General features: G+C 26.1%; 11 protein-coding genes. 5 read left to right on the forward strand and 6 right to left on the reverse strand.

Features of this window, described 5'->3' with window-relative positions; translation table 11 throughout:
• Nucleotides 1-28: 28 nt before the first annotated feature.
• From KI686_RS14465 to KI686_RS14480, 4 genes are all read right to left on the reverse strand, one after another.
• Nucleotides 29-1,123 (reverse strand): T9SS type A sorting domain-containing protein, encoded by a 1,095-nt coding sequence (locus KI686_RS14465; protein ID WP_237590043.1) that lies wholly within the window; start codon nt 1,121-1,123, stop codon nt 29-31.
• Between the two features lie 103 nt (nt 1,124-1,226).
• Nucleotides 1,227-2,897 (reverse strand): ArnT family glycosyltransferase, encoded by a 1,671-nt coding sequence (locus tag KI686_RS14470; RefSeq protein WP_237590044.1) that lies wholly within the window; start codon nt 2,895-2,897, stop codon nt 1,227-1,229.
• A gap of 166 nt (nt 2,898-3,063) precedes the next feature.
• Complete coding sequence (locus KI686_RS14475; RefSeq protein WP_237590045.1) at nt 3,064-3,483, reverse strand: nucleoside-diphosphate kinase; 420 nt, start codon at nt 3,481-3,483, stop codon at nt 3,064-3,066.
• Between the two features lie 51 nt (nt 3,484-3,534).
• On the reverse strand, nt 3,535-4,575 hold the full coding sequence (locus KI686_RS14480) for an alkaline phosphatase D family protein (protein WP_237590046.1): 1,041 nt from the start codon (nt 4,573-4,575) through the stop codon (nt 3,535-3,537).
• A gap of 79 nt (nt 4,576-4,654) precedes the next feature.
• Here KI686_RS14480 and KI686_RS14485 point away from each other — a divergent pair, with 79 nt between their 5' ends.
• From KI686_RS14485 to KI686_RS14505, 5 genes are all read left to right on the forward strand, one after another.
• Nucleotides 4,655-5,683 carry a DHH family phosphoesterase gene (locus KI686_RS14485; protein ID WP_237590047.1) on the forward strand — a complete coding sequence of 343 codons (1,029 nt, stop codon included), beginning with the start codon at nt 4,655-4,657 and terminating at the stop codon, nt 5,681-5,683.
• Complete coding sequence (gldI, locus tag KI686_RS14490; protein WP_237590048.1) at nt 5,673-6,203, forward strand: gliding motility-associated peptidyl-prolyl isomerase GldI; 531 nt, start codon at nt 5,673-5,675, stop codon at nt 6,201-6,203. Before KI686_RS14485 ends, gldI begins: the two co-directional genes overlap by 11 nt.
• Nucleotides 6,204-6,210: 7 nt before the next feature.
• Entirely contained in the window at nt 6,211-6,915 is a 705-nt protein-coding gene (gene bamJ, locus KI686_RS14495; protein ID WP_237590049.1) for a BamJ family beta-barrel-assembly machinery protein, read from the forward strand.
• Between the two features lie 13 nt (nt 6,916-6,928).
• On the forward strand, nt 6,929-8,089 hold the full coding sequence (locus KI686_RS14500) for a peptidylprolyl isomerase (protein ID WP_237590050.1): 1,161 nt from the start codon (nt 6,929-6,931) through the stop codon (nt 8,087-8,089).
• A gap of 110 nt (nt 8,090-8,199) precedes the next feature.
• A complete protein-coding gene (locus tag KI686_RS14505; protein ID WP_237590051.1) occupies nt 8,200-8,757 on the forward strand; it encodes a phosphatase PAP2 family protein in 558 nt (185 codons plus the stop codon).
• Here the strand turns inward: KI686_RS14505 and KI686_RS14510 are convergent.
• Both KI686_RS14510 and KI686_RS14515 read right to left on the reverse strand, forming a co-directional pair.
• The gene (locus KI686_RS14510; protein WP_237590052.1) at nt 8,750-10,600 is read right to left on the reverse strand and encodes an LTA synthase family protein; all 1,851 of its coding nucleotides are present in this window, start codon (nt 10,598-10,600) and stop codon (nt 8,750-8,752) included. The two genes, KI686_RS14505 and KI686_RS14510, sit on opposite strands and share 8 nt — an antisense overlap.
• A gap of 199 nt (nt 10,601-10,799) precedes the next feature.
• Complete coding sequence (locus KI686_RS14515; protein WP_237590053.1) at nt 10,800-12,410, reverse strand: ArnT family glycosyltransferase; 1,611 nt, start codon at nt 12,408-12,410, stop codon at nt 10,800-10,802.
• Between the last annotated feature and the right edge of the window lie 101 nt (nt 12,411-12,511).

Genomic DNA, 12,511 nt, shown 5'->3' on the forward strand with positions numbered 1-12,511 from the left:
TCAGAGTAAAATTCAGTTTAAAAAACAATTAATTCTGTTTAACAAGTTTAATTGTTTGATTTTTAATTTTTAATAAATAGATGTTTTCTGGTAGGTTAGAAACATCTATTTGATTATTGTTTATTGTAAGTTTTCCTTTTAAAACAGATTGACCTAAAAGAGAAAAAAGTTCGAAATCTACATTTTCTAAAACTTTAAAGGTTACAATATTTTTGGCTGGGTTTGGGTAAAAACCAGTTATGTATTTATTGTCTGTTAAACTCAAAGATTCACATTCAAAACTTTGTTCAATTTTAGAGGTAATAGAAGATTCAAGCAAAAGCTCGTCTTTTAATAAAGGGCAATAACAAGTATTGTCTTCTAAATATAATTTAAGCCAAGACAATGCTATTTTACCAACAATACCTTCGCCACCATTTGGTGTATTAGCTACAGAATGGTCTCCGTTTGCAATTTCTACCAATAACTTATCTGTAGTATCAGGAGTCTCTTTATAATGAACATCTGCATGTTCTTCTGGTGGCGCAGTAGGATCATCTTCTCCACTAAAAATTAATAAAGGACTTTGGTGATTAAGGTTTGAACCAAATAAATAAGGACATAAAGCAACTACAGCATTAATAGTACTATCTAACGTAGCAGCTCTTTGTGCTCCGCCACCGCCCATAGACCAACCACTTACAGCCATTTTGTTTAAATTAAGAATGTCTTTTAATGGAGAAGATTCTCTAGAGTTTTCTTGTTTTACAGTTTCTAAAGCATCTAATAAAGCTTGTGCACGAGCATCTACTAGATCTGTATAAAGATTATTTGTGCCAATTATAATTGTTACAATTCCGTGTGAAGCATAAAAAGGTCCCCATTCTTCTACACTAGAAGGAGAAGCTCCCCAACCAGGCACAATTGCAATGCTTGGTAATAAACTTATGGTATTTGTAGGGTAGTAAATTGTAGCTCCAGAATATTCTGGTCCATTACGTATTCCATCTTCTTCGGTAAGTGTTTTAACTTCATAAGGTCCAGGATTTGTAAGGTTTTCTAAACTAATATCATCACATTGTGCAAAACTTACATTTGTAAATAATGATAAAAATAGCAGTAAGAAAATATATGGTTTTTTCATGTTTTATGTTTCAATATATTAAAATCAATTGCCTTATTTAATTACAGATAATTGTTGTAATGTCTGCAATATCAGGTTTTTATTATTAAAATGAAAGATATAATTAATTTGAAACGTTTATTAAGTATCGTTTACTATTAATTGTTGGTGGTAGCCAGCCTGTTTTAATAGTTAAGTACAAGCCATAATTACCTGCTTTATCTGGAACAATAACTTTTGTATTGATTTCTTTTTCTAGTGTTTTGTTATCAATTTTAATTGATTTTTGTTGTTTAATTAATTTATCACCTTCAAAAAATTGGTAATATAAATAAGAAGGATATTCTTCATTTATATTAAAATTAAGGTTGGTTTTTAAAGTGTTTGTTAAGTTGATTTTTATATTTAATGTATCAGATTTTATAGCAGTGCTTTCTATATTTTTTACATCAATTTTAACTTTAGAAAAAGATTGAAAATTATCAATAAAATGATATATCATTTTTTTTGAAACACCTTTAATAGAATCAAACTCTTTAATATCATAATTAGGAATCATCATTATTTTTTTGCCTCTGTACTTGTCTTCTACATTCCAAATATCAAATTGATTTTTTCTACCCATTATATTGTTTAAACTAAAACCTTCTGATTGAGAATAGAAAGAATATAACGAAGCTTTTTGATAAGAATTCATAAATGCTACAGGATTACCTTTGGCTTGTTTTTTAATAGCAAGCATGTCTTCTTTGTTTCTAAATTGTTTGGTTAATTTTGCAATTAAATTGGCGTTATTACTTTGCAAATCTATGGCAACTAAAACACGAACAGCTATAATTAATATTCCAGAAATTAAAAATATATTACGAATAACTTTTTTTTGATTTTGTAATGATATTAAATAGTGATAACCAAAATAAAGCGCGGGTAATACAATAAAAAGCGTCCAATGAGCTTCTATTTTTCCTTTAAAACTCATTAAGAAAAAGAAAATATATCCACCCCAAAAAAGTGTTTTTAGTGTTTTTTCAAATTGATTTTTAGCTTTTATTTTAAAAGCTGCAATAAAAAATAAGATACCAGTAATTGGGCCTAATAAAACAAGTTGACTCCCTAAATATTCTAGTGTAAAAGTAAGTTTGTAAGCAGCTGTACTTCTTTCAAATAAATGATAATTTACAGATGGAAACCCTGCATTTATTTGCCAATAAAAATGAGGAATTAAAAGTAAAGAAGCTGTAAAAGCTGCAATCCAAAAATAACGACTGACAAGAAGTTTTAAATTTGAAATAATGGTTAAAAAGACAATTATAATTCCGTGATATTTAGACAAACACATTAGAGAAATTGTAATACCTAATAAAAATGAATTTTTAATGTTTGGTTTAATTGTAAATTTCTGATAAAAAAATAAATAAATAGCTGTAGTAAATAATAATGGGGAATCTGGTATAGCAAAAAAGCCTATAAAATGAAGTATTCCTACAGAAAAAATCAATAGAAAAAAAGATTTTATATCTTTAGGTTGAATGATTTTTTCTAAAATAAAAAGAGTAAGGGTACTCATTAAAATAGAAAATAACCGTACACCAAACTCATTAGAAAATAAAAAATAACCAATTTTTATTATCAGTGCAATTGCTGGTGGATGATCAAAATAACCCCAAGCTAATTCTCTAGAATACATCCAATAATAAGCCTCATCATAAGTTATTTCTGTAAAATAAGCTTGTATTGATAAACTAATAAACCAAATAAAATAAAATAGATTTTTTGTGTTATAAATTAATTTCATTTTAATTTATTAGTTATGTAGGTTTTAAATTTTGTTAGTTGTAAAAATAAATAAATCTTATTAGAAAGTCATTATTAGTGATGTTATTAAAGTAAAATTAAAATAACAAAAAAAAACTCGTAACATTAAAGTTACGAGTTTTATAGAAATATATTTTGTACAATTTTTAAAATTGCTCTCTACCAGAAAAGTGAAAGTTTCCTTCAATTTCTGCATTTTCATCAGAATCAGAACCATGTACAGCATTTTCTCCCATAGAAGTAGCATACATTTTTCTAATTGTTCCTTCAGCAGCATCAGCAGGGTTTGTAGCGCCAATTAAAGTTCTAAAATCTTCTACAGCATTTTCTTTTTCTAAGATTGCTGCTACAATTGGTCCGCGTGTCATAAACTCAACTAATTCTCCAAAAAACGGACGCTCATTATGCACAGCATAAAAAGTTTCAGCATCAGCTTTTGTCATTTGAGTTTTCTTTAAAGCTACAATTCTAAATCCTGCAGCATTAATTTTTTCTAATATAGCACCAGTATGTCCGTTTTCTACAGAATCTGGCTTAAGCATTGTAAATGTTCTATTTGTTGCCATCTTATTTTTTTAGATTTCGACAAAAATACATTTTTTAAAGTAAATAACAAGTTAAGGATAAATTTGCCTTAATTCTTGTTGCAAATTATTGTTTACACCTCTCATTTGCATAATAATTTCTTTATTATCAAAATCAAATTTTAAAAGTCCAAAACTAATTTTAGAAACAACTTCTTTAATACGATATTTATTAGGTTCTCCACTATAATCACTATAAACATGCGTAAGTCCGCTAGAAGTAAAATCTATAATAGGATAAGAAAGATTAGCATCTGTTGTTTTAGAAAATTCAGAAATATGCCTATCACCAGATAATAGTAAAACACCTTTAGCTTTACTATTTACAATTGTTTTCTTTAATTTATCAACTTCATGCGGAAAATTACCCCAAGTTTCAAAACCATGTTCACCAGATAATATTTGAATACTACTAAGAATAATATTAAAATCTGCTTTAGAATTGTTTAACTCATTAATTAACCAATTCCATTGTGTTTCTCCTAAAACAGTACCTTTACCATAAGTGTTAGGTTTATACCTTTTAGAGTTTTCTGTATCTTCTGTTAGTGCAGTTCTAAAATATCTAGTATCTAAAACAATCACTTTAATACTACCTTTTTCTGTTGTAAATATTTGTGATTGATAAACTCCTTTTTGACTTCTACGAGGACTGTTTTCATCAACATTAAAAAAATCTAAAAACACTTGTTGTGCATCATCTTTTTTATAAAATTCTGTTCCACCATCATTAAGGCCATAATCATGATCGTCCCAAGTTGCCATAACAGGTATATCATTTACTAACTCTAAATAACCTTTTTGGTTTCTTAAAGTTTCGTAATCCTTTTTTAAAATTGTCATATCATCTGTATCAGAATAAATATTATCACCACCCCAAATCCATAAATTTGGATTATTCTTTTTTACTTCTTTCCAAAGTAAGTTTTCTAAATTTTGCTTATTGCAAGAGCCAAAAGCAATGGTAAAATCTACCTCTTTAACTTGATTTATTTTATTGTTGTTTTTTAGAGGATAACAAGAAATTAAAACTAGAGATAAGATAAAATAACTAAATTTAAGTATCGTTTTCATTATAATAAAGTTTGTTGTTACTACAAATGTAGATTAAATATATTTTGAACAATGTTATTAAATTGTATATTCGCAGCTTATGATTTTAAAAGGATTTAACGAGTTAAAAGTCTTTCTTGAAAAACCAAGAAGTATTGTGATTGTAGGGCATAGGAATCCTGATGGAGATGCAATGGGATCTACTTTAGCTTTAAAACACTATTTAGACAAAAAAGGTCATAATTGTACTGTAGTTGTGCCAAATGAATATCCAGAGTTTTTACATTGGTTGCCTGGATCTGAAACTACTTTTAGATTCGATTGGCAAAATAATCAATCTCAAAAAGCGATAAATAGATCTGATATTATTTTTCTATTAGATTTTAATGCTTTGCATAGAGTTGGTTCTGATATGCAAAATACGTTAGAAAAATATCCAAAAGATTTTGCAATGATAGATCATCATCAACAACCAGATGATGTAAAATATATGTATTCTGATGTTACTATTTGTTCTACTTGCCAAATGGTATATCAATTTATAGAGATGAACAACGATTTAGATTTAATTGATGCAGATATTGCTACTTGTTTGTACACTGGTATTATGACAGATACAGGCTCTTTTCGTTTTAGATCTACAACAAGTACAACACATAGAATAATTGCTGCTTTAATAGATAAAGGAGCCAAAAATGATAAAATTCATAACAATGTATATGATGCCAATTCTTATAATAGATTATTATTATTAGGGCAAGCATTAAGTAATTTACAAATACTACCTTCTTATAAAACAGCTTATATTACTTTAACAAGTGAAGAAAAAAAGCGTTTTGATTTTCAAAAAGGAGATACAGAAGGTGTTGTTAATTATGCACTTTCTTTAAAAGGAATTATCTTAGCCGCTATTTTTATTGAAGATAATGAGCAAAAAAACATTAAAATATCTTTTCGTTCTAAAGGAAGTTTTTCTGTAAATAAATTTTCTAGAAATCATTTTAATGGTGGAGGGCATGATAATGCTGCAGGTGGAAAATCTAGCGATTCTATGTCAGAAACTGTAACTAAATTTGTTACTTTGTTGCCACAATATAAAAAAGAGTTAGAAACTTCTTATGAAAATTAAATTTGTAATTATTGTAAGTTTTTTTATTCTTGGTTGTACAAAAACAACACCAAGAAAACCAATAAACCCTAAAATTTCTACAACTATTTTAAAAGAAACTGTTGCAGAAACAAAAAGGTTAAATAAAAAAGAAGAACAGAAAATATTAAATTTAATAGCATTAGATTCTACAAAAAAATATAGCATTTCTAGTAATGGATTTTGGTACACATACATTAATAAGGTAGAAGAAAACACACCATTACCAAAGTTAGGAGATACAGTAGAACTACAATATAATATTACAGATTTAGAAGGAAATGTAATTTATAGTACAGAAGAATTAGGTATTAAAGAATATAAAGTAGATAAAGAAGATTTTATTTCTGCACTTCAAGTAGGAATAAAGTTGATGAAAGTAGGAGAAACCATTACATTTGTTATTCCATCATACAATGCTTTTGGTATTTCTGGTGATAGAGATAGAATAGGAATAAATCAATCAATAAAAAGTACAGTAACATTAATTAATATTAAATAGTAAAAAAATGAAAATTATAAAAAGTGTTTTTTCAATCGCAGTAGCAGCGTCTTTATTTTCTTGTGGTAATCAAGCAAGTGAGGTAAAATCTTTAGAAACAGATATAGATTCTGTAAGTTATGCAATTGGTTTAACAATGTCTGGCCAATTAAAAAATGGATTTGAAGAAGTTAATGCAGCCGTTTTAACACAAGCAATAAAAAATGGTCTAGATTCTACTAATTTATTACTAGAAGATAAAGACGTACAAAATATTATAAGAGATTACTTTCAGAAAAAGCAAGCTGCTAAACAAGAAGAAAATTTAGCAAAAGCAGAAGTAAACAAACAAAAAGGAATTGAGTTTTTAGAAGCTAATAAATCTAAAGAAGGTGTTGTAACAACAGAAAGTGGTTTACAATACATAGTTTTAGAAGAAGGTGATGGAGAAAAACCAGCAGGACCAGAAACTAGAGTAAAAGTACATTACCACGGTACAAATATTGAAGGTAAAGTGTTTGATAGTTCTGTAGACAGAGGTAAACCAGCAGAGTTTTCTTTAAACCAAGTTATTAAAGGTTGGACAGAAGGTTTACAATTAATGAAAGTAGGATCTAAATACAAATTCTTTATTCCACAAGAATTAGCTTACGGACCACAAAATAAAGGAGAAAACATACAATCTTATTCAACATTAATTTTTGAAGTAGAATTGTTAGAAATTTTAAAGTAATAATTAACCTATTATGTTAAAGAATCTAATATATTTATTGGTATTTATACTTTTTTTAAGTGCTTGTACTTCTAAAAAAGAAGAAGGTTTAAAAGACGGACTTTATGCCGAAATTGTAACAAATAAAGGTAATATTTTAGTTGAATTATATGCTAAAGATGTTCCTTTAACAGTTGCTAACTTTGTGTCTTTAGTAGAAGGTACAAACCCTAAATTATTAGATTCTTTAAAAGGTGAAAATTTTTATAAAAATATTCTTTTTCATAGAGTTGTAAATAACTTTGTGATACAAGCAGGAGGTTTTACATCTAAAGGACAAAAAAATGCAGGTTATTTTTTTGGTGATGAATTTCCTAAAAAAGAAGATGGCAATTTAAAGTATACCCATAACGATAAGGGTATACTTTCTATGGCCAACGCTGGTCCTACAACCAACAATAGCCAATTTTTTATTACTCATAGATCTATACCTCATTTAAATGGTAAACATTCTGTTTTTGGTAAAACAGTTGTTGATTTTAATACATTAAAACAATTAAAAGTAAAGATTAAAGATTCTTTATCACTTAAAAAAGCAATAGACTCCACAAGAATGGCTGTTGTAGATAAAATTGTTAAAAATGACACTATTTTAGATGTTAAAATTGTAAAAATAGGAGCAGAAGCAAATAGTTTTAATGCTGCAGAAGTTTTTACAAACGAGTTTGATAAATTTACAAAATCTGAATTAGAGCATAAAAAAGAGGAAGAAGCTTTAGAAAGAGCTAGGTATGTAAAGTATTTAACAGAAAGAAAAGCTTTTTTAGCTAAAAAAGATATTAATAAAGCTGTTAAAACAGATTCTGGATTAAAAATTTTAAAATTAAAAAAGACTTCTGGTAAAAAAGCTGTTAGTACAAAACCTTTAGAATTAAGATATACACTTTATATTGCAGACGGAAAAAAGATTCAATCTACAGAAGATACAGGAGGTCAGCCTTTTGTTTGTCAGTTAGATGACCCTAAAAGACCAATGATTGCAGGTTTTAAAGAAGGTATTTCTACAATGAGAGAAGGAGAGAAGGTTAGACTATATATACCTTATTATTTGGGTTATGGAGAAGAAAAATATGGTCCTTTCCCGGCAAAATCAGATTTAGTTTTTGAAATAGAACTTTTAAAAGTTGGTGAATAATTATTTACGATATTTTTACTAATACATAAAGTTTTTTCTAATATACTTTTACGTTATAATTACTTATATTTCCTCAGTAATTATAGAAATCGATGATACTAAACAAAAGCATGGACAATATTATACAAACTGATAAAAATATTGTAGTTTTTTTAAATAATTTAGGAAGTGAACAATGGGATCCTTTATGGTTAGGTATAACTAATCAATTTAATTGGACTCCTTTATTTCTTTTAGTTTTATTTTTAGTATTCAAAACTTTTGGCTGGAAAAGAGGTGGCTTTATAGCTATATCTTTAATTTTATTAGTAGCTTTTTCAGATCAATTTACAAACCTTATTAAAAACTCTGTACAACGTTTAAGACCTAATAACGATCCAGAGATTAAACATTTATTAAGAATATTAAAAAGCCCAAAAGGTTTTAGTTTTATGTCTGGTCACGCAACAACATCAACTTTTTTCTCAGTTTTTGTAATATTACTCTTAAAAGATAAATATAAATACATCTATTTTATATTAATTTGGCCATTAGTATTTGCGTATAGTAGATTATATTTAGGAGTTCATTTTCCTATAGATATTCTTGTAGGTGTTATAATAGGTATAACTTTAGCAAATATTTATTATTTCTTTTTTAAGAAAGTAGACAATAAACTTTTTACTTAGTAGTTGTTTTTTTATTGTTGTAATATAAATATTTAGTTGAGTGATAATAAGCATTCAATAAACGATTCATTTCTATTGTTTTAAGAGGGTAATCTTTTTTTAAATCCTTTAATTCTTTAGTATTAAGATTAAATAAACCAGTTGTTTTTGTTGCTTTATTTATAGAATAATAGTAATTATTTTTAATTAGGCCTATAGTACCGCTACCTTTAAGGTAAATAAAAGATGTTGAATTTTTTGGTGCATCACCTAATAAGTTATTACCTAATGTATAATTTGTGTAATTTATTTTAGCAAGACTGGCAACAGTAGGAAATAAATCAATAAGATTTGCATTTTTAGAAATGATTTCTGTTTTTACAAATTTAGGAGCATGTATTATAAAAGGAACATGTTGTAATTGAATGTTTAAATCTGACTCTTTTGTATATTTATCTGTCCTTTTCATAGTTGTATTATGATCACCAAAAAAAACAAAAATTGTATTGTCATAATAACCAGCTTTTTTGGTTCTTTCTAAAAATTTATTAACGTTAAAATCTAAATATCTTAATGCGTTTAATTGTTCTATAGATTTAAAACCAGATTTAGTTAACAAATCTTTTTCAATTTCATTTTTTGTATAAGGTTTATAACTTTCTTTTTTATTAGGTACCGTAAACGGAATATGATTTGACGCTGTTTGAATGTATGCTATAAAAGGTTTGTTTGTTTTTGATAATTTTTCTAATTCTCTATTAGATTCTTTAAACAAATCATAATCATCTAAACCCCATACATCGGCCCTTTTTTCTGTTTTATAACTTCCTTCTTCAAATATTTTTAATCCGTTTATATTAGATTGAAAAATACTTCTAATATTAGCCCAATTAGCACTTCCTCCTAAAAAATAAAGTTTTTCATATCCATCAAATTGATCAAAAATAATTCGTTGATCTTGAATAAACGGATTTCTAGAAGCTGTTTTTACTTTTTCTATATCTGGTAAACCTGTTACACTGGCAAAAACACTAGGCGCTGTACCCGATTTATGCACATAAAAGTTAGAAAAACTAAGACTTTTACTAATTAAAGAATCTAACTTTGGAGTGGTTTTAATGGCATTACCATAATAACTCATAGGCTTTACACCTACAGATTCTAACATTACAATAACAATATTTGGTTTTTTAGTATAAGTTGAATCAAAAATAACCTTTCTTTCAAATGAAATAGAATCTTGCGGTAAATTTAAATGTTTGGCTATAACAGGATAATACTTTTTAAATTCATTCATATTTACACTTTCACTTCTATAAGTAAATGTGTCAAAAAAATATAAAACAGGATTTAATGCAAATTGATTTACAGCATTATTCTTAGAAAAAAAAGCTTGACTCCAACGTAAAGGATAGTGAGAAAAGCTATTGTAAATACCAAAAGATAAAAGTAAAATTGTAACTATAAAATATAAAGACTTTAGTTTTTTTAACTCACTATTTTGTTGATGAGAAAAGTAATTATAAACTTTATTAGATAATTTATGGATAATAAAACAGAAAATAAGTAGACATAAAAAACCTTTATAAATAGGATAGCTTTCTATTAAAACTTGTAAAGATATTTTAAAATTACTAAAAAAACGGAGACAAGAACTATCTAAACGTGTGTGTAAATAATCATAATATCCAAAATCAAAAACATAAAAAATAGTGAGTATTAAATATGTTAAAACAGAATAAATATTTGCTATTTTCTTAAAAATTGTAGCTTTAAAAAAACGATAATTAACTATTAAAATTAAAATAGCAAGTGGAAAAAATGAAATGATAGCTAATTTTAAATCGAAACGAAATCCTAACAAAAAAGCTTTTTTTACTTCATTTAAATTTACCTCATTTAAATTAGAAAAGAAATAGTAAAAGATTATCCTAAAAATAAATGAATAAACAAAAACGAAAAATACATTAAAAAAAATGTATTTGATGTAATTTGGTATTTTTCTCATATCAATTTACAAAAATATTAAATTATCTTTAATTTAATGTAAATTAATATGAGTGTTATTGTATCTCTACTAAATACTTTTTACTTAAAGAAGCAGGTCTGGTATTAGAATTTAAAAATTTAGAATTTATTTTACTTACTCTAAAATTATCAACTTCTTTAATAACTTTAAAGTTAACATTCTGTCTTAATAAAAGTTGATATTCGTTTTTATCAACAAAAAATATTCGTCCTTTTTCTTTACTTATTTGTAAACTATCAACTCTTTTTAAAGAATCTTTTAAATAAAATTCAAAACCAAAATGTTTTTCTTTATTATCTATTAAACTTCCTTGGTTTGGGTAATTTTTATTTACAAATTTAGCAGCAGTTACACCTCCTTGATATTCTAATATAGTAGGATAAAAATGAGTTAATAAAAAGCTGTAAATAGTTAAAAAGATTAAAGAAGAAAAGAAAAATAGTTTAATGGATTTTTGTTCGTTAGATTTTTTTATGATTACATAAATTAAGAGAGAAATTATAATAACTACAAAAAATAAGTAATTAACTTTAGGTTTAATAACTACAAATAAATAGATCATTAATAGTAAACCTACAATATTTTGAAACCATAGAATAGCACGATAACTTTTAAAAACATTTTTATAGTAAACTTCTAATTTGTAAATAAAATTTGCAACAATTATAGCCATAAAAGGAAATATAATATTGGTATAATGTGCTAATTGAAATTTACTTAAAGAAAAAATTAGAATAGTAAATAAGCTACCAAATATTGTATAGAACTCTTCTTTTTGTATCACCTTTTTTAGGTTTTGTTTTATTTTAAAGAAACTAGCTATGTAAAATATAATTCCCCAAGGTAAAAAAGCCCATAATATTGTATGAAAAAAGAAAAATTTATCTCCACTACCTTTTATTGGCGCTGTATTAAAAAACCTACCAAATTGACTGTCCCAAAAGAAAAATTGAATACCAGAGGTGTTATTTTTATCAAAAACAATTTTTTCTGGATGTAAATCAAACTGTAAATACAAAGAATATAGTTCTGGGATAATAAAAATAAAGATTAAAAAAGCTGCTAAAAACCATACAGGGTTTAATAATTGTTTCCAATTACGTTTTACAACCAACTCTCCTAATAAAGCAAAAATAATAGGTATAAGAGCAAAAATACCTTTTGTCATTATTGCAAATGCAGCAAACAAACAAGCTAAAATTAAATAATAAAGTTTATTCAATTTTAAAAACCTATCTGAATAATACAAACTAGCAATAATAAAACCAGTTAAATACGGTTCTGCTCTAACATCAAAATTAGAAATTACAGAATGTGTAGCAGTCGCTAATATTATTGCAGCAATAAAGGCTGTTTTCTTATTGTAATTTTCTTTCGTAAACTTATAAGTCATCCAAATACCTAAAAAGAAAACCAATACACCAGGTATTTTATAAGCAAAGTTAGAAACACCAAATATCTTGTAAGAAATAGCTGTTAACCAAAAAGGCAAATGTGGTTTGTCTAACCAATCATATCCTAAAGAATAAAGATTTATAAAATCATTATTTTCAAAAATTGTTTTAGAAATTGTTGCGTATAAAGCCGCATCAGGATTTATTAAATCTAAAGGTAAACCTAAAATTGTTACAATTATTATTAACAAAAAAATTAGAAAATAATATTTATTTTCGTGGTAAAGTAGTTTTTTTAACATTATATATCTTAACTCATTGGATTGATAAATAATAGATTACAATTAATCAA

Origin of the sequence: Polaribacter sargassicola, assembly GCF_021991835.1 — a bacterium.
Lineage (GTDB): Bacteria > Bacteroidota > Bacteroidia > Flavobacteriales > Flavobacteriaceae > Polaribacter > Polaribacter sargassicola.